We start from the raw sequence: 26458 nt of genomic DNA, 5'->3' as shown, positions 1-26458 counted from the left end.
ATGCATGAAGTGGTAACTCGAACATATAAATCAAGCATTATGCCTTATAATATCTCAAAATATCCACTTTTAAATGGTGTTCATTGCCACTTTTCATTATCGCACACTGTCATGCCGATACATTTTCTTTATCCTCTGTACGCTCTGAATAAATGTAAAGAGGACGAGCATTTCCATCAACCACATCACTTGAAATGACCACTTTTTGAACACCTTCAAGAGCTGGTAATTCAAACATAGTCTCAAGAAGTATCTTCTCCATAATTGAACGTAAACCACGTGCACCAGTTTTTCGTTCAATCGCCTTCTTGGCAATAACCCGTAAAGCATCCTCATGAAACGTTAACTCAACATTTTCCATATCAAAAAGACGCTGATATTGCTTTACTAAAGCATTTTTGGGTTGTGATAAAATCTGAACAAGCGCATTAACATCCAAATCCTCTAAGGTTGCTACAATAGGAAGACGACCAATAAACTCTGGGATTAAACCGAATTTAATAAGATCCTCAGGCTCTAATTCACGAAAAATTTCACCAACACAACGCTCATCAGGTGCCTTAACAGTAGCAGAAAAACCGATGGACGTTTTTTCACCACGCCCTGAAATAATCCGCTCTAAACCAGCAAAAGCGCCTCCGCAAATAAATAAAATATTTGTTGTGTCGACCTGAAGAAACTCTTGCTGGGGATGCTTACGTCCTCCTTGAGGAGGAACAGAAGCAACTGTCCCTTCCATAATCTTTAATAACGCTTGCTGAACTCCTTCTCCAGAAACATCTCTTGTAATAGAAGGATTGTCAGCCTTACGAGAAATTTTATCAACTTCATCAATATAAACAATACCACGCTGTGCACGCTCGACATTGTAATCAGCAGATTGAAGAAGCTTCAAAATAATATTTTCAACATCTTCCCCCACATAGCCTGCTTCAGTTAAAGTGGTCGCATCAGCCATAGTAAAAGGCACATCAATGATGCGTGCTAATGTTTGTGCTAAATAAGTTTTACCACACCCCGTTGGACCAACAAGCAAAATATTCGATTTTGCTAACTCAATATCATTGCTCTTAGACTGATGCGCAAGTCGCTTATAATGATTATGGACAGCAACGGAAAGAACACGCTTTGCATGCTGCTGACCAATAACGTAATCATCAAGAACTGTCATAATTTCTTGTGGAGTAGGAACACCATCACGCACCTTACCTCCAGAAGATTTATTTTCTTCACGAATAATATCCATACAAAGCTCTACGCATTCATCACAAATGAATACAGTAGGACCTGCGATGAGCTTACGCACTTCATGCTGACTTTTGCCGCAGAACGAGCAATAGAGAGTATTTTTTGATTCGCTCCCGCTATTGCCAATTTTGCTCATTTTATTTTCCTTTCACCACGATATATGAATACTTCATCTTCTCAAAGGAAGTTCTTTATAATAATAACCAAAAGACATATAAAAAACCACGCGCATCAAAATATCTTTATTTGTTAGCTATTTTCTATTATTTCTTGCGATATTTTTACAAAATTTTCTATCTAAAATAGCTACTTTTTCTATAAAAACTCTTAATTTTTCTCTTCTTTTTCGGTCTCTGTACGATATTGTATAACGTCATCAACTAAGCCAAATTGTTTAGCTTCTTCTGCTGTCATAAAATGATCACGATCAAGAGTTCTCTCAATAACCTCATAATCTTGACCTGTGTGTTGAACATAAATTTCATTTAAACGCTGTTTCATCTTTATAATATCTTGGGCATGCCGTTCAATATCCGAAGCCTGACCTTGAAAACCACCAGATGGCTGATGTACCATAATACGCGCATTTGGCAATGTAAAACGATGACCTTTCGCTCCAGCTGTTAAAAGTAGTGATCCCATAGATGCCGCCTGTCCCATACAAAGTGTAGAAACAGGAGGACGAATAAATTGCATTGTATCATAAATTGCCATACCAGATGTCACCACACCGCCTGGCGAATTAATATAAAGACTAATTTCTTTCTTAGGATTTTCCGCTTCTAAAAAAAGCAATTGCGCACAAACAAGCATCGCCATACCATCTTCAACAGGACCATTAATAAAAATGATCCGCTCTTTTAAAAGACGGGAAAAAATATCATAAGCTCGCTCACCACGGTTAGTCTGTTCAACAACCATAGGAACAAGACTTAATGCTGTTTTCATTGAATCACTCATATTTCCACTCCCATTCATATAACAATCGCTCTTATGTATTCAATACCTTCACCCATAAGCCAACATGCCTCTTTTGTGCAAGCCACAATTGACGCTATTCAAGCAGGATTAAAGTCACAGCGGTCAAAAAAGCAATAATAATCCTACTCAAATAAACTTTGAGCATTAGGAATACGTGATACTGCCCAATGATAAAAACTTCCTTCCTGTGGCTTTTGAGTTGTCTTTGCTTTTCTGTGAATGTGAAAGCCTATAAACCGTGAATCTTCTACTGGTTTAATACCAAAAGTTGGATCAAAAATCCTTTCAGTTTTGCGCCCTGTCCAATAATAAAAAGTTTCTTTTTCCTTTGCTTCATGAAAAAAGTTGTACTTTTTGGCTAACCGAGAGATACCATCATTACCAAATATAGTAATTCCAAGTCTTCCTGGTAAAATCGGCAATTTTTTTCTCTTTAACCAAAATGGCCTCCAAATACGGCGTTTAAACCCCAACCAATTTGGAACAATTTCTGTACCCGACAAATAATCTTCAAATGCTTTTATAATGGGATTATCAGGAGGCAAATAAAGCGCAGAAACTCCTACCCTTGCAGCATTTTCTCTTGCCAACCAAACACGATCTGCCTCTGGATGAAACTGTTTCACAAGGTAAACATCTGTATCTAACCAAACACCTTGTTGATATTTCATTAGCATAACGCGGAAAATATCTGAAAATTGAACAATCGTACGATTGGGTTCATAATCAGGAAAATTAGGGTCAAGACGGTAAAATGCTGAACGTGGTAAAATTGATTCGGCTTCATGTAACTCAACACCAACAGGCACATTTGCCACCTTTTCATAACTAAAAAGCTTAACACGCTGACCAGTCTTAACCATTGATGCTAAGCACAACCAATCAACAGACCTCAATTGTTCTCCATACCAAAACGTACAAATATCCATAGGCAATATTAAAAATACTCTAAACTTACACGAAATAATTGCTCAACATCATGAACACTATCAGCAAGAGCAAAAATTACTATCCGATCACCTGGCAAAATGCGCGTATCTGCCGAAAGTTGTATTATTGTTTTATTACGATAAATTGCACCAATTCTCAAACCATCTGATAAATCGAGCTCTGACAATGATTTACCAACCAATGAAGACGTTTGCATCACTTCAGCCTCAATAATTTCTGCTTGACCATTAAAAACTGAGTGAACCGCACGAATACGTCCACGGCGCATTTGTTGCAAAATTTTTGATATAGTAACGCTATGGGGATTAAGATACGCATCTACACCAACTGCACGGCTAAATTCTTGGTAAGCAACATTATTAATCAATACCATATTAGCTCTACACCCAAGTCTTTTAGCAATAATAGCACTTAAAAGATTCACCTGATCCTGATTTGTCAGTGTAATTATTAAATCGGCTTGACCAATTCCAGCTTCCTGAAGAATCACCGGATCTAATACATTACCATATAAAACAGTTGTCTTTTCGAGTTGATCAGCAATTGTCAGCGCTCTCTCTCTGTGCGATTCTATAATTTTCAGTCTTAATTTATGTAAACGCTTTTCAATAGCTTGAGCAACATAAAGACCAATGTGACCACCTCCTGCAATAATCATGCGGTGTGCATCCCGTTCCTTATGACCAAAAAGCCCAACCGCACGACGCATCTGATCACGGGCAGCAACAAGATAGGTCACATCACCAACACGTAATTCTGTCTCTGAATGCGCTATCAATAACTCTGAACCACGTTTAATAGCTGTAACCGTTGTTCGAAGATCTGGAAAAAGCTCTGTTAATTGATGCAAAGGCGTATTAATAACTGGACAATCTTCCATACACTCCAAGGCTAATGCAACAATATCATCATTACAAAAATACAGTACATCTATTGTTCCAGGTAAAGCAATACGGCGTAGAACCATTTCCCCAACTTCAATTTCTGGCGAAATAACCACATCAATAGGAATACTCTCTCTGGCAAAAAGAGTTTTATAGCGTGGTTCTAAATAGGACTGTGAGCGAATACGTGCTATTTTTGTTGGAATATTGAACAATGAATGTGCTACTTGGCAAGCTACCATATTAACTTCATCAAATAAAGTCACTGCAATCAACATATCAGCTTTATCTGCACCTGCTGCTAAAAGCACCTCAGGCCGTGAGCCATGACCAACAAAACCTCTCACATCCAACGTATCACGAATTTTTTCAATCAATCTTGTTTCAATATCAATAACAGTAACATCGTGATTCTCTGCAGCCAAACGCTCTGCTATTCCATAACCAACCTGTCCCGCTCCGCAAATAATCACATGCATAACCTATGAAACTCCAAGTGCTTTAAGCTTACGGTGCAAAGCTGAACGCTCCATCCCTATAAATTCAGCCGTACGCGATATATTTCCACCCAAGCGCCCAATTTGCGTCATTAAATACCTCTTTTCAAAGAGTTCTCGTGCTTCACGCAACGGTAAATCCATTATACTTTCATCTGCATTCATTTGAATATGAGGCAAAGAATTGCTCACTTCTGTAGGAAGCAATTCCGCTGTTATTGGACCATCACCATCACGCACAAGAATAAGAAGTCGTTCAATATTATTGCGTAACTGCCGCACATTACCGGGCCAAGCATGTGTTTGCAAAATAGAGATAACATCATCACTGATTTCACGCGGTTTAATACCAACTTGCTGCGATATTATTTTAACAAAATGATGTACAAGCTCTGGTATGTCTTCACGACGTGCAGAAAGCGGTGGAACAGAAACAGGAACAACCGAAAGACGATGAAAAAGATCTTCTCTAAAGCGTCCATCAGCAATCAGATTTTCAAGGTTTTGTGCTGTTGAAGAAATTATACGAACATCCACTTTAACACGTTTTGTGCCACCAACCCTTTCAAATGCCTGACCTGTTAAAACCCGAAGAATCTTACTTTGAGTTTCACGAGACATATCAGCAATTTCATCAAGGTATAATATCCCTCCATGAGCTTCTTCTAATGCACCAATCTTACGTTCATTCCCCTCCATTTCGTTACCAAACAATTCAATTTCCATTCTTTCTGGAACAATCGTTGCCGCATTTATTGTAACAAATGGCCCATTTGAACGCGCTGAACGCGCATGAATAACACGCGCCACCATCTCTTTTCCCGCACCTGAAGGACCAGTGATCATAATGCGACTATTGGTTGGCGCTACTTTTTCTATGACTTGACGTAAATGTTTCATAACAGACGACGTACCGAGCAGCTCTAGTGTTTCACTCGAACGCTTGCGCAATTCTAAAAGCTCGCGTTTTAATTTTGAGTTTTCAAGAGTCCGTTCAGCAACCAATACAAGGCGATCAGCTTTAAAAGGCTTTTCAATAAAATCATATGCTCCTCGTTTTATAGCAGACACAGCTGTTTCAATATTACCATGCCCAGAGATCATAACCACTGGAAGAGCAGGATAGCGCGCTTTAATTTCATCAAGCAGTGCTAAACCATCCAAACGGCTTCCCTGTAACCAAACATCTAAAAAAATGAGTTTTGGAATACGTTCACTAATTTGCGCCAATGCTTCATCAGAATTACTTGCAACACGCGTTTCATAGCCTTCATCATCTAAAATACCAGAAACAAGCTCACGAATATCCATTTCATCATCAACAATTAAGATATCTGATACCATTCTTATTCCCCTATTTTATAATTTATAACTTGTGCAACACTATCCTGCTCAGCCCCATCCGCTGGAAATACCAAACGAATCATAGCACCACGACCTTCATAAAAATTCTTCGGAGCATCATATAATTCCATATAACCACCATGATCTTCAATAACTTTTCGCACAATGGCTAACCCAAGCCCTGTTCCCTTTTCTCGCGTTGTTATATAAGGTTCTAATAATTTTTGCCTTTGCTCTTTAGGAAGTCCTTTACCGTTATCAATAACATCCACAACCAAGCGTTCTTCTTGACGGTAAGAGCGTATAAAAATATGACCGCGAATGCCCTCCTCTCGCGTAACGGAATCAATAGACTCGCTCGCATTTTTGATAACATTGCAAAAAGCTTGAACAATAAGACGGTTATCAAACGCACCTAAAAGTGGTACATTTCCTAAATCTTGCTCAAAATGAATATCATGTCGAGCGACTTCTATTAAAAAACATGCTTCACGTAGTAATCCACGTATATCTAAAATATGCATTTTGGGTTTGGGCATACGTGCAAAAGAAGAAAATTCATCAACCATACGCCCAATATCCCCAACCTGTCGAATAATCGTATCGATACACCGCTCAAAGACCTCACGATCTTGTGTAATAGCTTTATCATAACGTTTCCGAATACGTTCAGCTGATAACTGGATAGGCGTAAGCGGATTTTTAATTTCGTGCGCAATACGGCGCGCAATATCTGCCCAAGCCGATGAGCGTTGTGCTTCAACAAGGTCTGTAATATCATCAATCGTCAAAACCCAAGATTGTCCCCGTCCGTCATCTTCTTCCATAGTAACTTGCACATTACAAACACGTTCTTGCCCAGCAACACTCAAGGTCACTTGTTCACGATGATTTTTACGACCTAAAAAACGCGCTAATTTAAAAACTTCCCAAATTTCAGCACTTAACGATAAAAGATTGCATCCAATAACCTGTTCAGAACGAATACCAAACATCGTTTCAATAGAACGATTAATAATTGTAACATCACCATTATCATCGATTCCAGCTACACCTGCTGTTACACCAGACAAAACAGCTTCAGAAAAACGTCGCCTTTCATCAATTTGATCACGCACCGTAATTAATTCATTGCGCCGATTTTTTAATTCACTCACCATGTAATTGAAAGTTTTTGATAACTGACCAATATCCCCATCCCTCGCTCGCACTGGCACAAAGACTTCCATATTCCCAGAAGCTACATCATCAGCTGCATTAATGAGAAGGCGAATAGGGCGTACCAAGCGATCAGCAACAGCAATACCAGCCCAAATAGCTGACAAAAATAAACTAAAGAAAAGGCATAGATAAAGCATACCAAATGCGATTTGCGTCGGGAGGCGATTTTCATTTAAATCACGATAACGATCTGTATTAATTTCTGTTAAACGCAAAGCAGATAAAACGTCTTTATCAATGTCACGCACTAAATACAAAAATGTATTTGGTATATTGGTAAATTTTAAAATGATACCAAAATAATCGTGAACCCCAGGCTGAAAAGAAAAAGGGCTCATACGCGTTGCTCGCTTGATAAGACTGGGTGGTGGGATAGGCAGATTATCCTCATCGCCAAGATCACTCGATATAAAAACAGTTCCACTCGAACTTAACAAAAATGCACCACGAAGATTGCGCCCTGCAGCATGACGCGTCAGTTGCATCCGATATTCAGCTAAATTACGCTCTAAAAGTTTTTTATTATCAAGTGCAAATGCCATAGTATAGGATAAATTTTTTAAATTTTGAAGCATTTCATCTGCATAAGCATTTGCTAAATCGATAGAAGAACTTACAATTTGCCGAGTTGTCGTATCAAACCATCGATCAAGCCCTAAGTTAAGTGCAGGACCTGATACAAGAGCTACAGCAACAGCTGGGACTGTTGCAACAAGCGTAAATAGTGAAATGAGACGCACATGAAGACGTGAGCCAGCACGCTTTAACCGCCAAGTACGAATAATGGGTATCATCTCGTAACAAACAATTATGACAAGCCCAAAAACCCAAATACTGTTAATCCCTATAAGGATGAGTGTTACAGCTCTATTGGGAACAACTGGGGTTAATCCGATAAGAATGATAAATGAAATAGAAGCCGTTAGCAAAGCCAACACAATGATTGTAACACCTAAAAATGTATAGACTTTATTTAAGCGATACAATTCATCCTTATAGCTACCTTTATCTATATTTTGAAGATTTGTCACGGATGTTGTATTCATGATGAGCTTACGTTACTTTACCCTACTATATATATAACCCTTTGTGACAAAAATTGACAATACCAATACCACGTTTTAAATACAGCCCCTAACAAATGAAGAGAAAATTTTTACATTTTCCAGAATATCTTTAAAAATAAAGCACGTTCGATGATGCTTTATATAACATAGGAGGTGAGATGCGGTTAACCAAACAGACGAATTATGCCCTCCGGATGCTCATGTACTGTGCAGATAATCAAGGATCTTTGAGTCGTATTCCAGAAATTGCTAAAGCATATGCCATTTCCGAGCTTTTCTTATTTAAAATCCTTCAGCCACTTGTTGAAGCAGGTTTTATACAAACAGTACGGGGACGCAATGGTGGCGTTAAATTAGCAAAACCTGCAACAGAAATTTCAGTAGCTGATGTTGTGAAAGTAACAGAAGATAACTTTTCCATGGCAGAATGCTTTGATACTGCAGAACCTAACTGCCCATTAATAGATTTTTGTGGCTTAAATACAGCACTTAAAAAAGCATTAAATGCTTTTTTTGATGTATTATCAGTAACATCCCTTGCTGATCTGCAAAAACCATCTTTTCGAAGCCAATTTAAAATAAATAATCATGAAAACAATGAGGTGAGATAATATGAAAGGAGATTCATTATTTCTATTGCAGCTATAATATTAGCCGCGGGTCGTGGTGAAAGAGCAGGATATTTACAAAAAATTCCAAAGCAATACCGACTTTTAGGACATGAGCCGGTAATTCGTCATACTGTGCGTTGCTTTTTACAAAATCCAGAGATCTCAACGATCATCTTAGTAATTCATCCAGAAGATCATCAAATCTGTGAGCAAGCTATAGCTGACTTTAAAGAGCGCCTCATCATAGTTGAAGGAGGCAACACACGTCAAATGTCCACTTTATGTGGGCTTCATGCACTTAAAAATATAAAGCCACAATATGTTCATATTCACGATGGTGCACGTCCCTTTATCGAAAACAAGCTCCTCGAAAAAATCCATACCACCATTAGCCATCAAGAAGGCGTTCTCCCTGTTCTTGCCATCTCTGATACCCTCAAACGTGTAAATAAAACACAGCATGTTTTAGAAACAGTTCCACGCACTAATCTTTATAGCGCACAAACTCCACAGTGCTTTCCATTTGAACGCATTTTAGCTGCCCATGAAAAAGCACAACAAACCTGCGACCAAGAATTTACTGATGATTCAGCAATTGCCGAATGGTTTGGTATACCTATGCGTACCATCCTTGGAGATCCTCAAAATATAAAAATTACATGGCATGAAGATTTTGATACGGCACATTTATATCTCCAGAAAAAAATGCAAATATTTCCTGATATCCGCACTGGAAATGGTTATGATGTTCATTCTTTCGAAGAAGGAACTTCTGTTACATTATGCGGTATAAAAATTCCTTTCCATAAAAAATTAAGTGGACACTCAGATGCTGATGTTGCTCTTCATGCACTAACAGATGCCCTTCTTGCTACTCAAGGTGCAGGAGATATTGGCACACATTTCCCTCCTTCTGATCCTCAATGGAAAAATACATCATCAGAAATTTTTCTTCGTCATGCCATTGATATTGTAAAAAAAGCGGGTGGGCGTATTACCAATGTTGATATAACACTGATCGCTGAAAATCCTAAAATTAGCCCCTACCGACACACAATGACAGAAAACCTTATGACAATACTCACCATTTCACCTGATCGCATCTCCATTAAAGCAACAACAAATGAAAAACTTGGGTTCATTGGTCGTGAAGAAGGCATTGCTGCTCTTGCAACTGCTACCGTTCTTTATCTAGGAGAAATTCCCAAATGACATATTTTTGTGAAGAGCAAGCATATGCAGTCCTTACAGCTTGTCGCCAAAAAGGTTTGCTTTTAACAACCGTTGAATCCTGCACAGGAGGACTTATTGCTGCAAATCTTACCAATATTGCAGGATCATCAGATGTACTTGATTGTGGATTTGTTGTTTATTCAAATGAATCAAAAATACGCCTTGTTGGTGTATGCGCTGAACTTATTAAAACGTACGGTGCAGTTTCAAAAGAAGTTGCGATTGCAATGGCCGAGGGTGGATTAAAATATTCACAAGCTGGAATTGCAATTTCTGTAACAGGAATCGCGGGACCAAGAGGGGCATGTCTTGGTAAACCTGTAGGACTTGTGCACTTCGCAGTTGCTTACAAAAATCATGAAACCCTGCATACAGAAGTACACTTCGGAGATCTTGATCGCAATACTATCCGCTCTGCAACCGTTGAAAATGCTTTTAAAATGATTTTGACATCTCTGCAATAACATTCCCCACATTAAACTGTTCCATTTTATTGCACCAAAATTACAAGTCCATGTTTTTTGAAATAATTTATTACTTATCTCAATTAAGCTACTATAAAGATAAATAAAGATAAATTAAAAAAGCAATACTATTTTAAGCCATAATATTAAATTGACAGGCTTTTAATTCAGCAAAAAGTAAATTCAAATAAGCTCTCACAGTTGTTATCGATATTACAGACGCCTTCGTGTATTATTGTCTCAAAGTGTTATCAGTCATTTATTTTTGAGCTTTTGTAATCTATGGGAAATTTTCAAATATAAATGAACGTAAAATGCTTGTTATTCTATCAAAAGAAGTCTCGTTTTCGATTCATAAGAAGCACGACCTTCACTACCAAGAGCGACTATCTTTTCCTTTCCAACTCTTTTAATAAACCCAAGAGGGAAAATAACTTTAAGCGTTTCTCTTGGATCATTTGATGAGGTATGCTCTAGAGTAATAAAAATGGGATGAAATTGGGTTAGCTCTTTTTCATTTTTGACATACACTAAAAACCAAAGTTTAAGTTCTTCCTGAGAAAACATACATGAAAAATTCACTGGAAACATTTCATTTATGGGATTTCTAAAATCGATGCGATTGCTTAACTTATTTACATCATCTGATATCCCCACCTCTTTCAACGTACCGTCATCCTTCTCATGTGCTAATTCTGAAAACAAAAATGGACTGTCAGAAGGGAATTCAATGTAATTTATGTTAATTAATTGTTCTTTAGGGTGATAAATGGTTAAATCTACATGAAAATAAGCCGATCCGTCTTTCTCATCCTTTGTGTACTCATAAAGTCTACAAGAAGAAATCTTTAATCTTTCTCCTAATTCTTCTTTTTTACGCTCTCTACGTCTCCATAATTCCCATGAGACCAAATAACCGCCAGTAAAAAGAGCAGCCAAAATAGAGCCAACAGCAGCGAGGGTGTCTGCATCACAAATACTTCTAAGGATATCTGCATACTCAAATATCAACATATTTTACATACCTCTCTCTATTCCTCCTTCTTTTTCGCACTGATTATTTAAGTGACTTACACCTAACCGATTGATCTCAATCATTCAAAAATAAAGATTGCAAAAAAAACTCAGAATTATCAAAATCTACTCTTATCATCTCAATATCAGCATAAATATTGCTTGCACCACAAAATTATTATTTGTCGTAATTATAATAATGATTGATAATTATAAAATATATAATTGGATTATATCCACATATTTTAAAGTGCTGAAATATCTTAATAAAACTTACATATTTTATTATAAAATATTATCGAATTATGATAATTGATAAATAATTTGTTATCAATATAGTTTCATCAAATATCATTATTATTGATTTTTTGATAATTTCTTTAGAGAATTATTGTTGATTCATTCACTAACGTATTGTTATATTATTTTCGCGTAGTAATGATTAAAAGCTATATTTAATATTTCTAAATGAGAATATTAAGTTTGATCATGCAACAAATAAAGAGTGAAAATAAATTGCACAGATTACGAAATACGATATTTATTATGCAATAAAATTAACTAAATAAATTATGATACTGGGGAACCATAAATTTGGTGCGCACGCATTTCAAAAGCGTCAGTAAATTTATGAAAAGCAATATCAAACATTGAGCCCATTACCAATCCAAGCATTTTGCTTTTAAATTCATAATCAATAAAAAATTCTACATTGCACGCGTTTTTATTCTCAATGTGATGAAACATCCAACGATTTTCAAGATACTTGAATGGACCATCAATATATTGAACCTCTATGAGATTTTTCTTCGGTTGAAGAAAAACTTGAGTCGTAAAAGTTTCTCGGATAACCTTATAGCCAACTGTCATATCAGCAAGAAGTAATGTCTTTTCCTCAGCCTCTTTCCGAGAGCGCACCACCAAAGCCTCACACATCGGTAAAAATTCGGGATAATGTTCAATATCTGAAACAAGATTAAACATTTCATGGGCGCTATGGGCAATTTGCCGATGTGTTGTAAAAGTCGGCATAACTACCTCTGTAAAGCGAATTTTTCATCTCGTGCTTTTTGCAAAATTGCGAAATCATCTCCTGCATGATGGGATGAACGTGTCAAAGGATTGGAAGCCATATGCAAAAAACCCTTCACTTTACCAATCTTAGCAAAAGACTCAAATTCTTCAGGGGGCACAAAACGAATAACTGGATGGTGCTTTCGTGTAGGCTGCAAATATTGCCCAATTGTCATAAAGTCAACATCAGCAGAGCGTAAATCATCCATTAATTGAAGAATTTCATTTCGTTCTTCCCCAAGGCCAACCATAATTCCTGATTTTGTGAAGATTGTTGGATCAAGCTCTTTAACGCGTTGCAGTAATCGGATTGAATGGAAATAACGCGCTCCCGGACGAACCTTTAGATATTTAGATGGAACTGTCTCCAAATTATGATTAAAAACATCCGGCTTGGCAGTAACAATAATCTCTAGAGCACCATCCTTATGACGAAAATCAGGCGTAAGAACTTCAATTGTTGTCTTAGGAGCTTTTCGACGAATAGCATAAATAACTTTTGCAAAATGCTGTGCACCACCATCAGCGAGGTCATCGCGATCGACAGATGTAATCACAACATGTCGTAATCCCATCTGCGCAACAGCATCCGCTACACGTTCTGGCTCATTATCATCAACTGCCAGCGGAATACCTGTTGCAACATTGCAAAAAGCACAAGCCCGTGTACATATCTCACCCAAAATCATAAAACTGGCATGCCTCTGGCTCCAACATTCACCGACATTTGGACAACCTGCTTCTTCACATACGGTCACTAATTTGTTAGCACGCACAATACCATGCGTTTCTTTATATACTTTTGATGTTGGTGCTTTTACACGAATCCAATCTGGTTTTTTCTGAACACTTGTATCAGGACGATGCGCCTTTTCAGGATGACGCAGACGCCTATTCGTAACTCTATCAACAACCGTAACCATTTAAGCCTCTGTCTTGTAGATATGGAGTGCCAATGAAAAATCCAAAACGTAGGATCTTTCATACAATCCAGCCATCAAGCATTTAAAACCTGACCATAAGCATCCAATACACTTTCTTTCATCATTTCCGACAATGTCGGATGCGGAAAGACGGTATGCATCAATTCTTCCTCGGTTGTTTCAAGATTCATGGCAATAACAAAACCTTGAATCAGCTCTGTTACTTCCGCCCCTACCATATGTGCACCAAGAAGCTGCCCTGTTTTTTTATCAAAAATAGTTTTCACCAATCCCTGATCTTCACCTAAAGCAATAGCCTTGCCATTAGCTGCAAAGGAATAACGACCAACACGTATATCATAGCCAGCTTCTTTTGCCATTTTTTCCGACAAGCCTACAGAGGCAACTTGCGGTGTGCAATATGTACACCCTGGAATTTTTCTCTTATCAAGCGGATGAGCGCTCTTCAAACCTGCAAGATGTTCAATACATATTACGCCTTCTTCTTCTGCTTTATGTGCCAACATAGGAGGACCAGCTACATCACCAATAGCATAAATGCCCTCCACACCTGTCCAGCTCCATTCATCAGTTACAATGCATCCACGATCAGTTTTTATACCTAATGCTTCCAATCCAAGATTCTCAATATTACCCTGAACACCAATAGCTGAAATCAATCGATCAGCTGTAATTGTTTGTGTTTTACCTTTAACATCAATATGCGCAGTAATAGAATCAGAAGCTTTTTCAACTTTTGTTACCTTAGCTTCAGTAAGAATGCGAATACCTTTTTTCTCTAACTGTTTACGAGCAAACTCTGAAATTTCAACATCCTCAGCTGGCATAATGTGAGGCATCATTTCAACAACAGTCACCTCAGCTCCCATATCATGATAAAAAGAGGCAAATTCAATACCGATTGCCCCAGACCCCATTACCAAAAGCGACTTCGGCATCGTACGTGGGATCATAGCCTCAAAATAAGTCCAAATGAGCTTTCCGTCTGGCTCAATACCAGGGAGAGAACGAGGACGTGCACCAGTTGCAATAATCACGTGCTTTGCTTGATAAGTCCCTTCTCCTAACGTTCCTTTAGGTACTGGATTTTGCGGTTGCATAATCGGTTTAGATGATGAAGAAACAATAATTTCTGCAAGCTGACTCCCTTTAGCTTCTTTAGTGAGCTTTGCCTCTCCCCAAATAATGTCAATTTTATTTTTCTTCATGAGAAAACCAATACCGGCATTTAAACGCGCTGAAACTCCGCGAGAACGCGCCACAATATCTTTAATGTTTGCCTCAATGGAACCATTAAGCTTTAGGCCGTAATCATTTGCATGTTCAGCAAAATGCTTCATTTCTGCAGAGCGTAAGAGTGCCTTTGTTGGAATACAACCCCAATTTAAGCAAATCCCACCCAAATGTTCACGCTCAACAATTGCCGTCTTGAAACCACACTGCGCTGCACGAATTGCAGTCACATATCCGCCAGGGCCCGAACCAATCACAACTACATCATAAAGATTCGCCACAGTAATTCCTCCATAGATATACACAAACGGATATGCATTCTCTGAGCTTAAAACCAAAAATCAACATGACAAAATTTGCCCGTATCTTTCACACTAAAAGCTTCACATAAACGCCTTTATAAAATCAGCAAAAGCAGAAATATTGCCATTCGAGCTTTTTAAATCTGCTTTTATCATACCAATCACCACTCTCACACAATTATGTGAGGCACTTTTAAACAGCTTAAACTAACATTGTTAACGGATTTTCAATTATCTTCTTAAAAGCTTGAGCAAGCTCTGCCGCTAACGCACCATCAACAGCACGATGATCAACAGAAAGTGTAACTGACATAACTGTCGCAATTCCTAATGCACCATTTTTAACAACTGCACGTTGTTCACCTGCACCAATTGCAAAAATTGTTGCATGTGGTGGATTAAGAATGGCAGAAAAGCTTTTCACACCATACATCCCCATATTCGATACAGCTGTTGTTCCTCCTTGATATTCTTCCATTTTTAATTTACGCTCACGCGCACGCTTTGTAAAATCTTTCATTTCGTTAGAGATTACCGATAAAGATTTTTCCTCTGCATGACGAATAATTGGCGTAATTAATCCATTTGAAACAGAAACAGCAACCCCAATGTCACAGTGTTTGTGATGAAGGATTCCTCCTTCAAGCCAAGACACATTAGTATCGGGAATAGCTTTTAAAGAGAGCGCCACAGCTTTAATAACCATATCATTAACTGAAATTTTATAAGCTGGCTTAGATCCTTCTTGCGTCTTAACCATCGGTACAGAAGCATTCAATTGCGCACGAATCTCCAATAAAGCATCAAGTTCACAATCTACCGTCACATAAAAATGTGGTACTTTTTGTTTTGATTCAACCAAACGTTTAGCGATTGTTTTACGCATATTATTATGAGGAATGAGTGTATATTCATCCTCTTTGAAAAGTTGCAATATCTGTTTATCAGAAGCATCTGCAACTACTGACTGTCCAATTTGTGATGAAGAAAAATCTTCACAAGTACCATCACTTACGGCTTTTTCTACATCGCGCTTAATAATACGTCCATGTGGACCGCTACCAGAAATAAGTGATAAATCAAGTCCTGCCTGAGCTGCTAATCGCCGAGCCAAAGGAGACACAAAAAGACGTATACTCTTTTTATCTTTCTGCATAAATTGCTGTGACAGTGATAAATTAGATATTGGTGTTATCTTTGAATCTATCTGTTTCACATCCTGTGATTCTTTGGCTGCAAAAGAAGGAGAAACTTCTTCTGCAATCTTTGCAGCCTCAGCTAAGTCTTCACCTTCTTCTGCTAACACAACAATTAAAGTATTAACTTTAACTCCTTGCGTTCCAGCAGGAACAACAATTTTAGCAACCGTTCCTTCGTCAACAGCCTCTACCTCCATTGTTGCCTTATCCGTCTCAATTTCAGCAATAACATCACCAGAGGAAACCTTATCTCCCTCCTTAACATTCCATTTGGACAAATTTCCTTCTTCCATCGTAGGAGAAAGCGCAGGCATTGTAATCTTAATGGGCATAGTACTTTCCTCCGTTATGCTCTGTAAGTTACAGCCTTAACGGCTTCAATGATTTCAGCAATGTTTGGTAAAGCCAATTTTTCAAGATTGGCAGCATAAGGCATGGGAACATCTTTACCAGAAATTGTGGCAACTGGCGCATCAAGATAATCAAAAGCCTGCTGCATAACACGTGTTGCAATTTCAGTTCCAACAGATGACTGAGGATATCCCTCCTCAATTGTCACCAAACGACCTGTCTTTTTGACTGAAGTAAGAATCGTTGGCAAATCCATTGGACGAATGGTTCGTAAATCAATCAATTCAACATCAACACCAAGTTTTTCAATCTCTGGTAATGCTTGAACCGCATAATGCATCCCAATCCCACACGCTACAATCGTAACATCTTGACCAGACTTATGAATACGTGCCTTACCAATAGGCAAAATAAAATCATCTATTTTAGGAACATCAAATTGATGACCATACAAAATCTCATTTTCAAGAAAAATAACAGGATTGTCATCACGAATAGCAGCCTTCAGCAAACCCTTTGCATCAGCAGCATTGTAAGGCATAACGACTTTAAGACCTGGCACATGACTGTACCATGCAGCATAGCACTGAGAATGTTGAGCACCAACACGCGCAGCCGCACCATTGGGACCACGAAAAACCATGGGAGCAGACATTTGCCCACCAGACATATAACGAGTTTTTGCCGCTGAGTTAATAATTTGATCAATTGCCTGCATAGCAAAATTAAATGTCATAAACTCGACAATGGGACGTAACCCTCCAAATGCAGCACCAACAGCCAACCCTGCAAAACCGTGCTCCGTTATTGGTGTATCGATAACCCGGCGCGCACCAAATTCTTCTAACAAACCTTGGCTCACTTTATAAGCGCCTTGATATTGCGCAACTTCTTCTCCCAACAAGAAAACCATTTCATCGCGCCGCATCTCTTCAGCCATAGCTTGATTGAGTGCTTCACGCACCGTCATTGTATCCATTTGAGTCCCCATTGGAATATCGGGATCAGAAGCAACATCCAAAGTAGGCAGTGCTGGAATTGACAAAGAAAGAGAGGGAGAGCCTTCTCCAGACTTTTTATGAGCAGCTTGAGAAGCTACAGTATCGTCAGTCTGCAAAATACTCTCAGCACTTTCACCTTCTTCTAATAATACAGCAATAACAGTGTTAACCTTCACTCCTTCAGAACCTGTAGGTACAAAAATTTTACCAAGAGTACCTTCATCGACAGCTTCTACCTCCATCATTGCCTTATCAGTTTCAATTTCAGCAATCACATCCCCAGAGCTCACTTTATCGCCTTCTTTCTTGAGCCACTTAGACAACTTACCTTCTTCCATCGTTGGTGAAAGCGCTGGCATCAAAATATTAATGGACATACTCGCTCCCCTCGCATTACACTAAAATATCAGTATAGAGCTCAGAAACATCTGGCTCTCTATCACTTTGAGCAAAGTCTGCCGCATCAGCAACAATCGCACGCACCTCTTTATCGATAGACTTTAAATCATCTTCGCTCGCAAAACCTTGTTTAAGAATCCGACTTTTCACTTGATCAATCGGATCGTGCTCATTTTTTATTTTCTGAACCTCTTCTTTTGATCGATATTTTGCTGGATCAGACATAGAGTGACCACGATAGCGATAAGTTTGCATATCAAGAATGATTGGTCCTTGACCTGAACGCGCCCAAGAAATTGCCTCATCAGCAGCTCCTTTTACCGCACGAACATCCATGCCATCAACAATAATACCTGGAATTTCAAAAGAAAGACCACGGCGAGAAAAATCAGTTTCTGCAGATGCACGCGCAACTGATGTTCCCATAGCGTACTGATTATTTTCAATAATATAAACAACAGGAAGCTTCCAAAGCGAAGCCATATTAAAACTTTCGTAAACCTGCCCTTGATTTGCAGCACCATCACCAAAATAAACTAATGTCACGTTATCTTTGCCAAGATACTGATTCGCAAGTGCCAAACCTGTACCAATTGGAACCTGCGCACCAACAATACCATGCCCACCATAAAAATGTTTTTCTTTAGAAAACATATGCATCGAACCTCCCTTCCCCTTGGAAAAGCCGCCCTGACGCCCTGTTAACTCTGCCATTACTCCACGTGGGCTCATACCAACCGCTAACATATGACCATGATCACGATAAGAAGTAATAACCTGATCACCTTCTTTTGTAGATTTCAGTGTTCCAGTAACAACAGCTTCCTGTCCAATGTAGAGGTGACAAAATCCACCAATAAGACCCATGCCATAAAGTTGCCCCGCTTTTTCCTCAAAACGACGAATCAAAAGCATTTCGCGATAGGCATCAACTTCTTCTTCTTTTGTAAAATTAGCGACTTGTGCTATTTTTGCGGTATTTGATGCAAGATGCGCTACCGACGCAGAATTTTTTTTAAGCCGTTCTGCCATATTGAACTCCCTTTTATGATTATTTAGGAATAACCTTTACGGACAAAAGTTACAAGTATTATCAATTTTCTTAAACAATATCATAAAGAATTGTTTTAAAATAAACGATTTTTAATCATTTTTAATATCGTTAAAGGGATTTAAAATTGTCAATTCATTTGACTTAGAAAAGTTTAAATTTTTTCGGACATACTCATCTAGCATATCTTTTTCAATAGACCCATCACGTAAAAGAGAAATATGCTTCTCAATTGATATACGTTCTGCTTCTATTTGATGAAGTTCTTCCTCCAATTCAACAATATGCTGATTAACTTTACTGCGTGAATATAACCCATACTCACCATGATAAATATGATAACTAAAATAGCTCAAAACTCCCACTGTTATAAGCGGGAGTACAAAGCGCGCTTTAATCGATCTGCGTTTCTGTTTTGTCCACATAAAATAGCACAGTCTTCTTTAAATACTCTAATTAACTATGCATACTTTTCATTAATGCCTTCTTACCAAATCCCCAATTTAAGTAATTTACGCTCACTCCTTTGCCCCCCTCTACTACAACAAAAATATATCCTCCCACTTTTTACATTTTATAAAAACAACATATAGACTTATTAATTTGTGATTTTATCCCCATTTTTTTTAGAAAATTTCCCAGCCACAATGACTATAAAATCAATAATTGCCCAAATTCCACTAATAACCAACCCTACGAGTGATAAAGAAAGAATAAGCATTAAAATACCTGTCCAAAACTTCCCAACCATAAAGCGATGAACACCAAATATACCAGCGAACCAACAAATAAGTGCAAGCATTACTTTTAATTGTTCTGGCTGCTGCTTCAATAATGGAAAGACAGAATTGATAGAATCACCTTCATGCAAAAAATCAACAGTATCACCAATGTTCGGTGGATTTTTTCCTAACCAATCCCAAGTTGCAAATTGGTAACGCTTACCATCATCACCTGAAACGAGGTAAATCCCTTGATCTTGGCTAATAATCACACCTCTCATCTTTATCACCTATAAAATTGCTACTTTATTACTAATAAAATAGTTAAATTAATAATCTTTAAATTATGAATTCATCCCCACTTTTATTCAAATTTTCAAAACACAATAAGCATCAAATCAATCATTATCCAAATCACAATAGTAAACAACCCGATGATTGATAAAGAGAAAAGAATCATTAAAATTTCTGTTCCAAACTCACCAATCACAAAGCGACAGATACCAAATACTCCCAAAAACAGACAAACGAATGCAAGCAGCACTCTTAGTTGCTCTGACCGTTTCCTCAATAATGGAAAAATAGAATTAACAACATTATTTTCATATGCGAAATTAACAGAATCTCCACGTTTAGGTGATTTTTTTCCTAACCAATCCCAAGTTGCAAATTGATAACGCTTACCATCATCACCTGAAACAAGGCAAGTTCCTTGATCTTGGTTAATAATCACGCTTCTCATTTTTATCCTCTATAAAGCTGCTGCTCATTGTCATAGATAAAGCAACCAACTTTAACAGATTTTATCCCCATTTTTGTCTGTAAAATTTCCAGATATAATAAGTATCAAATCAATGAATACCCAAATCCAACTAATAAATACTCCAAACAATGTTATAGTTAGAATAAGCATTAAAATACCCGTCCCAATTTTACCAACCATAAAGCGATGAATACCTAATGTACCAAAACAGAGACAAATGATCGCCAGCAATAGTTTGGAGTGTCCTGACTGTTGATTCGACAACGGAAAAACAGAGCTAATAACATCACCTTCACACACAAAATGAACAGGGTCACCAACCTTCGGGGAATTTTTTCCTGACCAATCCCAAGACTCAAACTGATAACGCTTATCATCATCACCCGCAACGAGATAAGTCCCCTGATTTTTACCAATAATTACACCTTTCATCTTTACCCCTCTATAAAATTTTCATCTGTATATCACCAATAAATAATTAAACAATATCGGAATTTTACATTCTATGCTCATAACCATTAACGATGCAAACCACCAGCATAACATGCCTGCGCTCCCAGCATTTCTTCAATGCGAATAAGCTGATTATATTTCGCTAATCTATCTGAACGCGCAAGTGAACCAATTTTAATTTGCCCACAGTTCGTTGCAACAGCAAGATCTGCAATGAACGCATCCTCCGTTTCACCTGAACGATGCGATATAATAGCACGATAACCTGCTTTATGAGCCGTTTCTACGGCATCAAGCGTTTCGCTTAATGTACCAATCTGGTTAACTTTAATAAGAATAGAATTGGCAGCACCCTTTTTGATACCATCACGCAAACGCGCTGAATTTGTTACAAACAAATCATCACCAACAAGCTGGCATTTTTTACCAATTGAGTCAGTAAGCAACTTCCAACCTTCCCAATCATCTTCAGCCATCCCATCTTCAATTGTGATAATAGGATAAGTTTCAACGAGTTGAGCTAAATAATCTACCTGCTCCTGAACACCACGGAACTTTCCTTCACCTTTATAAAAATATGAACCATTTTTGTAAAGTTCTGTTGAAGCGCAATCTAAACCAATAGCAATTTGTTCTCCTGGCTTATATCCGCATGCTATTATAGATTCCATAATAAAATCAATTGCTTGCTCAGCATTTTTCAATTGAGGTGCAAAACCACCTTCATCGCCAACATTAGTATTATAACCTGCATCTTGTAAACGCTTTTTCAATGTATGAAAAACTTCAGCACCATAACGAACTGCTTCTTTCAGTGTAGACGCCCCTACAGGAATAATCATAAACTCTTGAAAATCAATCGGGTTATCAGCATGTATGCCACCATTAATAATATTCATCATTGGCGTGGGAAGGACATGTGCTTGTGTGCCGCCAATATAACGATACAAAGGCAAATGCAATGATTGCGCTGCTGCTTTCGCAACAGCCAATGAAACGCCGAGAATAGCATTAGCGCCAAGACGTGCCTTATTTGGTGTTCCATCCAAGGTTATCATTGCTTGATCAATGGCTATTTGATTTCTTGCATCTCGCCCACCTAATTCTTCAAAAATCTCGCCATTGACTGCAGAAACTGCTTTTTCAACTCCCTTCCCCTGATAGCGTATACCACCATCACGAAGTTCTACCGCTTCATGCGCCCCTGTCGATGCACCTGAAGGAACAATAGCGCGACCAAAAGCCCCACCTTCTAAATGAACATCAACCTCTACCGTTGGATTCCCTCGGCTATCAAGCACTTCACGCCCAATGATATCAACAATTACACTCATGTGAAGTTCCTTATTTAATAAAAATCTCGATTCATCTTAAACGCCCATAATAATGAAATATCCTCTATAATGTATATTCAATTCATCTTTTTTGCCAAATGATCAAATTCCATCAAATTCTCAAGCAATCTTCGTAAGTTATCAATTTTAATCATATTAAGTCCATCAGAGGGAGCATTATCTGGATCCTGATGTGTTTCTAAAAAAATACCTGCAACCCCAACAGAAACAGCTGCACGCGCTAAAACCTCAACAAACTGGCGCTGCCCACCAGATGAATCACCTTTACCACCTGGCTCCTGAACAGAATGCGTTGCATCAAAAATAACAGGAGCTCCAAATGAACGCAAAATAGGCAATGAACGCATATCAGAAATAAGTCGGTTATAACCAAATGAAGTACCCCGCTCACACAGCATAACATTAGGATTACCACTTTGAGTAACCTTTTTTAAAACATTTTCCATATCCCATGGAGCCAAAAATTGACCTTTTTTAATATTGATAACACGCCCTGTTTTAGCTGCAGCCACCAAAAGATCTGTTTGACGACATAAAAAAGCAGGTATTTGCAAAACATCTACCGTTGAAGCAACGGCCATACACTGTTCTTGCGTGTGTACATCAGTTAATACTGGACAATTGAATTCTTGCTTTAAATCAGAAAAAATATCTATTGCTTTTTCAAGACCAATACCACGTGCTGCATTAAGAGACGTTCTGTTAGCTTTATCGTAACTAGATTTATAAACAAACCCAATACCAACTTGATCCGCAATTGTTTTAATTCGACCCGCCATTTCAAAAGCATGATCTCGACTTTCCATCTGACATGGACCCGCAATTAATGAAAGAGGTGCTTTATTTGAAAAAATAACATCTCCAACATTAACAATAGCATTTGATTTAAACATTTATTCCTCAAAAAAGCGAATAACAAAATTCACAAACTACACCAATCGACTCTGTTTTACAGTCGCTTTAATAAAAGAAGCAAAAAGCGGATGTGGATCAAATGGACGTGATTTTAGTTCTGGATGATATTGAACACCAATAAACCAAGGGTGATCTGCATACTCTATCGTTTCTGGCAAGGCACCATCTGGAGACATACCAGAAAAAATCAAACCACACTGTTCAAGCTTCTCTTTATAATCAATATTTACTTCATAACGATGACGATGCCGCTCAAAAATTTTTGTTCTTCCATAAATTTGAGCGATATGGCTATCTTCTTTTAATTCAGCAGCAAAAGCACCAAGCCGCATTGTACCACCAAAATTTTCACATTTTGTACGCTTCTCAAGGACACCCTCTTTGAGCCACTCTTTCATTAACCCTACAATCGGATTTTGTGTCTCATAAAATTCACTTGATGAAGCATTCTCAATATGTGCAATGTTGCGCGCGACCTCTATACAAGCTAACTGCATCCCAAAGCAAATACCTAAAAACGGAATTTTACGCTCCCGTGCAAATTGAATTGCTTGAATTTTACCTTCTGCACCACGCGCCCCAAAAGCGCCAGGAACCAAAATTCCATGAACTTTTTGTAAATAAGGTGCAGGATCCTCTTTTTCAAAAAGCTCCGCGTCAATCCACTCAATATTAACTTTTACTTTATTAGCCAACCCACCATGCGCAATCGCTTCGGTAAGAGATTTATAAGCATCTTTTAAGCCCGTATATTTTCCAACAATTGCAATTGCCACCTCTCCTTCAGGATGATGGATCCGATGTGCAATATCTTTCCAGCGATCCATTTTTGGTTTAGGAGCTGGATCAATTCCAAAAGCGGACAGAACTTCTGAGTCTAAACCCTCGTTATGATATGCTATAGGAACATCATAAATCGTTGGCACATCCAATGCCTGAATAACTGCGCTCGGACGCACATTACAAAAAAGGGATAATTTGCGTCGTTCTGTTTCTGGAATAGATCGATCTGCACGCACTAACAAAATATGAGGAGCAATCCCTATTGATTGCAACTCCTTAACGGAATGCTGAGTAGGTTTAGTTTTTAACTCACCTGCTGACGCAATATAAGGCATCAATGTAAGATGCACATAGACAACACTTTGCCTTGGTAATTCATTTTGAAGCTGACGAATCGCTTCAAGAAAAGGCATTGCCTCAATATCACCAACAGTCCCACCTATTTCACACAAAACAAAATCAAATTCTTCATTTCCTGTTGTAATGAATCTCTTAATTTCATCTGTAACATGAGGAATAACTTGAACTGTTGCCCCCAAATAACCACCACGTCGTTCTTGCTCAATGATATTGCGATAAATACGCCCTGTTGTAATATTGTCTTGGCTACTCGCAGAGCATCCAGTAAAACGCTCATAATGACCAAGGTCAAGATCCGTTTCTGCACCATCATCAGTAACAAATACCTCACCATGTTGGTAAGGTGACATCGTACCTGGATCAACATTCAAATAAGGATCAAGTTTGCGAAGCCGCACGCGATATCCACGCGCTTGCAACAATGCAGCTAAAGCTGCTGCTGCAATCCCTTTTCCAAGGGAAGAAACCACACCACCAGTAATAAAAACATAACGTGCCATGGGCTTATGGTGATAAGCAGTTTATGATGATTTTTCCAGTAAAAAATGCAAAAAAAATAGTTTTTCTTCATAAAAATAAAAAAAGGTGAAAAATCACCTTTTTAAAACCCGTATTATCTTAAAAAAAACTATTTCTCATCGTTCCCAGAGATTGAATTTTCAAGCAGTGGTGGAATTGGACTTTCAACTGCAGGATCCGCAGATTCACTTTTTTCTCGAGGAGGCACTGAAACACCGCCAAGCTGTTCAAGAATAGAAGGCTGAGATCCACTTTCTGACGATGCAGTTCCTGAAGTTTCTTTATTTGTTGAATCTTGCTCTGAATTAACTGGGATACGCTTGAGAATATCAGAACTAGAGTTTGATATATTTCCAACCACGATCAGTGCAATGGATACTACAAAAAAACAAAACGCCAAGATCGCTGTCAAACGCGTCAATGCGTTTTTAGTTCCACGCGTCTTCATAAGTCCCGAACCACTACTAACACCAAGTCCACCGCCTTCTGAAGGCTGAAGCAATACAACGCCAACCAAAGCAATAACAACCAAAAAATGAATAACAATAAGTACCGTTTGCATAAACCCTGCTCTTTAAATAACTATTTATAGCTGTTTACACATAAATTACACACAAGCCAAGAGGGAACAAGATTCCTCCATTATAATTTACGATAAACATCGCAAATAGCTAAAAAATCAACCGCTTTTAAACTTGCCCCTCCGATTAAAGCACCATTCACATGTGCAACACTTAAAAGCTCTAATGCGTTAGATGCTTTCACTGACCCACCATAAAGCAAACGCATCTTGCACCCCTCATCACCAAAACGAGAGTGCATCTTATGGCGAATAAACTCATGCACTTCTGCAACATCTTCTATAGTTGCCGCATTGCCTGTACCTATAGCCCATACAGGCTCATAAGCAATGATCACATTTTGTGCTGTTGCACCATCTGGCAAAGATCTCTCAAGTTGACGTAAAAGAACATCCAATGTCTTATTATTTGCACGCTCTTCCAATGTTTCACCAATACAAACAAGAGCTACAAGACCTGCTCGCCACGCTGCTTGCACTTTAGTACAGATAACTTCATCACTTTCATAATACACCGTGCGACGTTCTGAATGTCCAATAATAACATGACTTGCTCCTGCTTCTTTTAGCATAAAAGCTGAAATATCCCCAGTATAAGGACCACTATCATCAAAATGACAATCTTGCCCTCCTAAAAAAAGATTTCCCCCCTCCAGTGTATCAAAAGCACGTGACAAAAGCGTTGCGGGAACACAAATAAGCGCCTCTAATAAACGACCTAAATCAGAGCTAATACCAGCAGCAATAGCACGTAATTCTCCGAGAGACTCACCAGTCCCTTTCATTTTCCAATTTCCAGCAATCAAAGGCCGAATGTTTGGAGACATGTTTTTACCTCAAAGCTATCACAACACATCATTTACCCTTAAATATCAAATTATAAAACGAAAGCAAGTCTTTCAGCTTGCATCTTCAGCATCTTTATTGCAGATTTCCCTT

General features: G+C 38.3%; 25 protein-coding genes. 3 read left to right on the top strand and 22 right to left on the bottom strand.

Annotated features, from left to right (window positions below):
• Positions 1-109: 109 nt before the first annotated feature.
• From clpX to V5N67_RS02950, 6 genes are all read right to left on the bottom strand, one after another.
• Positions 110-1384 (bottom strand): ATP-dependent Clp protease ATP-binding subunit ClpX, encoded by a 1275-nt coding sequence (clpX, locus tag V5N67_RS02975; RefSeq protein WP_332060420.1) that lies wholly within the window; start codon positions 1382-1384, stop codon positions 110-112.
• A gap of 191 nt (positions 1385-1575) precedes the next feature.
• On the bottom strand, positions 1576-2208 hold the full coding sequence (gene clpP / locus V5N67_RS02970; RefSeq protein ID WP_332060419.1) for an ATP-dependent Clp endopeptidase proteolytic subunit ClpP: 633 nt from the start codon (positions 2206-2208) through the stop codon (positions 1576-1578).
• 143 nt (positions 2209-2351) lie between these two features.
• Positions 2352-3158 (bottom strand): glycosyltransferase family 32 protein, encoded by an 807-nt coding sequence (locus tag V5N67_RS02965; RefSeq protein WP_332060437.1) that lies wholly within the window; start codon positions 3156-3158, stop codon positions 2352-2354.
• 8 nt (positions 3159-3166) lie between these two features.
• Positions 3167-4543, bottom strand: a complete 1377-nt coding sequence (gene trkA / locus V5N67_RS02960; RefSeq protein WP_332060418.1) for a Trk system potassium transporter TrkA — start codon at positions 4541-4543, stop codon at positions 3167-3169.
• Positions 4544-4546: 3 nt separating this feature from the next.
• Positions 4547-5905, bottom strand: a complete 1359-nt coding sequence (ntrX, locus tag V5N67_RS02955) for a nitrogen assimilation response regulator NtrX (protein WP_332060417.1) — start codon at positions 5903-5905, stop codon at positions 4547-4549.
• Positions 5906-5907: 2 nt separating this feature from the next.
• The gene (locus V5N67_RS02950; RefSeq protein WP_332060416.1) at positions 5908-8172 is read right to left on the bottom strand and encodes a sensor histidine kinase; all 2265 of its coding nucleotides are present in this window, start codon (positions 8170-8172) and stop codon (positions 5908-5910) included.
• A 179-nt stretch (positions 8173-8351) separates the two neighbouring features.
• On the opposite strand from V5N67_RS02950, the gene rirA reads away from it, so the two are divergent.
• The 3 genes from rirA to V5N67_RS02935 are packed head-to-tail and all read left to right on the top strand — an operon-like array spanning position 8352 to position 10501.
• Positions 8352-8804, top strand: a complete 453-nt coding sequence (gene rirA, locus V5N67_RS02945) for an iron-responsive transcriptional regulator RirA (protein WP_332060415.1) — start codon at positions 8352-8354, stop codon at positions 8802-8804.
• A 15-nt stretch (positions 8805-8819) separates the two neighbouring features.
• Positions 8820-10016, top strand: a complete 1197-nt coding sequence (locus V5N67_RS02940; RefSeq protein ID WP_442879233.1) for a bifunctional 2-C-methyl-D-erythritol 4-phosphate cytidylyltransferase/2-C-methyl-D-erythritol 2,4-cyclodiphosphate synthase — start codon at positions 8820-8822, stop codon at positions 10014-10016.
• The gene (locus V5N67_RS02935; protein WP_332060414.1) at positions 10013-10501 is read left to right on the top strand and encodes a CinA family protein; all 489 of its coding nucleotides are present in this window, start codon (positions 10013-10015) and stop codon (positions 10499-10501) included. Before V5N67_RS02940 ends, V5N67_RS02935 begins: the two co-directional genes overlap by 4 nt.
• Positions 10502-10822: 321 nt before the next feature.
• On the opposite strand, the gene V5N67_RS02930 is transcribed toward V5N67_RS02935, so the two are convergent.
• From V5N67_RS02930 to tpiA, 16 genes are all read right to left on the bottom strand, one after another.
• Positions 10823-11515, bottom strand: coding sequence for a hypothetical protein (locus V5N67_RS02930; RefSeq protein WP_332060413.1), 693 nt, complete (start codon positions 11513-11515; stop codon positions 10823-10825).
• Positions 11516-12085: 570 nt separating this feature from the next.
• Positions 12086-12547 (bottom strand): type II toxin-antitoxin system RatA family toxin, encoded by a 462-nt coding sequence (locus V5N67_RS02925; RefSeq protein WP_332060412.1) that lies wholly within the window; start codon positions 12545-12547, stop codon positions 12086-12088.
• Positions 12548-12549: 2 nt separating this feature from the next.
• Positions 12550-13512, bottom strand: a complete 963-nt coding sequence (gene lipA / locus V5N67_RS02920; RefSeq protein ID WP_332060411.1) for a lipoyl synthase — start codon at positions 13510-13512, stop codon at positions 12550-12552.
• Positions 13513-13586: 74 nt separating this feature from the next.
• Complete coding sequence (gene lpdA / locus V5N67_RS02915) at positions 13587-15047, bottom strand: dihydrolipoyl dehydrogenase (RefSeq protein ID WP_332060410.1); 1461 nt, start codon at positions 15045-15047, stop codon at positions 13587-13589.
• A 223-nt stretch (positions 15048-15270) separates the two neighbouring features.
• Positions 15271-16599: a pyruvate dehydrogenase complex dihydrolipoamide acetyltransferase gene (locus V5N67_RS02910; RefSeq protein ID WP_332060409.1), complete on the bottom strand. Its 1329-nt coding sequence runs from the start codon at positions 16597-16599 to the stop codon at positions 15271-15273.
• Between the two features lie 14 nt (positions 16600-16613).
• Positions 16614-17996, bottom strand: coding sequence for a pyruvate dehydrogenase complex E1 component subunit beta (locus V5N67_RS02905; protein ID WP_332060408.1), 1383 nt, complete (start codon positions 17994-17996; stop codon positions 16614-16616).
• Between the two features lie 16 nt (positions 17997-18012).
• The gene (gene pdhA / locus V5N67_RS02900; RefSeq protein WP_332060407.1) at positions 18013-19050 is read right to left on the bottom strand and encodes a pyruvate dehydrogenase (acetyl-transferring) E1 component subunit alpha; all 1038 of its coding nucleotides are present in this window, start codon (positions 19048-19050) and stop codon (positions 18013-18015) included.
• 111 nt (positions 19051-19161) lie between these two features.
• Positions 19162-19494 carry an FtsB family cell division protein gene (locus V5N67_RS02895; protein ID WP_332060406.1) on the bottom strand — a complete coding sequence of 111 codons (333 nt, stop codon included), beginning with the start codon at positions 19492-19494 and terminating at the stop codon, positions 19162-19164.
• Between the two features lie 173 nt (positions 19495-19667).
• A complete protein-coding gene (locus V5N67_RS02890) occupies positions 19668-20072 on the bottom strand; it encodes an NINE protein (protein ID WP_332060405.1) in 405 nt (134 codons plus the stop codon).
• Between the two features lie 95 nt (positions 20073-20167).
• Positions 20168-20533 carry an NINE protein gene (locus V5N67_RS02885; protein ID WP_332060404.1) on the bottom strand — a complete coding sequence of 122 codons (366 nt, stop codon included), beginning with the start codon at positions 20531-20533 and terminating at the stop codon, positions 20168-20170.
• 51 nt (positions 20534-20584) lie between these two features.
• Positions 20585-20986: a TM2 domain-containing protein gene (locus tag V5N67_RS02880; protein WP_332060403.1), complete on the bottom strand. Its 402-nt coding sequence runs from the start codon at positions 20984-20986 to the stop codon at positions 20585-20587.
• Between the two features lie 86 nt (positions 20987-21072).
• Entirely contained in the window at positions 21073-22341 is a 1269-nt protein-coding gene (gene eno / locus V5N67_RS02875; RefSeq protein WP_332060402.1) for a phosphopyruvate hydratase, read from the bottom strand.
• Between the two features lie 77 nt (positions 22342-22418).
• On the bottom strand, positions 22419-23255 hold the full coding sequence (kdsA, locus tag V5N67_RS02870) for a 3-deoxy-8-phosphooctulonate synthase (RefSeq protein ID WP_332060401.1): 837 nt from the start codon (positions 23253-23255) through the stop codon (positions 22419-22421).
• A 36-nt stretch (positions 23256-23291) separates the two neighbouring features.
• A complete protein-coding gene (pyrG, locus tag V5N67_RS02865; protein ID WP_332060400.1) occupies positions 23292-24920 on the bottom strand; it encodes a CTP synthase in 1629 nt (542 codons plus the stop codon).
• A 128-nt stretch (positions 24921-25048) separates the two neighbouring features.
• Complete coding sequence (gene secG, locus V5N67_RS02860; protein WP_332060399.1) at positions 25049-25501, bottom strand: preprotein translocase subunit SecG; 453 nt, start codon at positions 25499-25501, stop codon at positions 25049-25051.
• 80 nt (positions 25502-25581) lie between these two features.
• On the bottom strand, positions 25582-26346 hold the full coding sequence (gene tpiA / locus V5N67_RS02855) for a triose-phosphate isomerase (protein WP_332060398.1): 765 nt from the start codon (positions 26344-26346) through the stop codon (positions 25582-25584).
• Positions 26347-26458 lie beyond the last annotated feature (112 nt).

This window comes from Bartonella rhinolophi (assembly GCF_036576165.1).
Taxonomy (GTDB): domain Bacteria; phylum Pseudomonadota; class Alphaproteobacteria; order Rhizobiales; family Rhizobiaceae; genus Bartonella.
The sequence above is the reverse complement of the archived record's forward strand: the minus strand, read 5'-3'. Positions and strand labels throughout refer to the sequence as shown.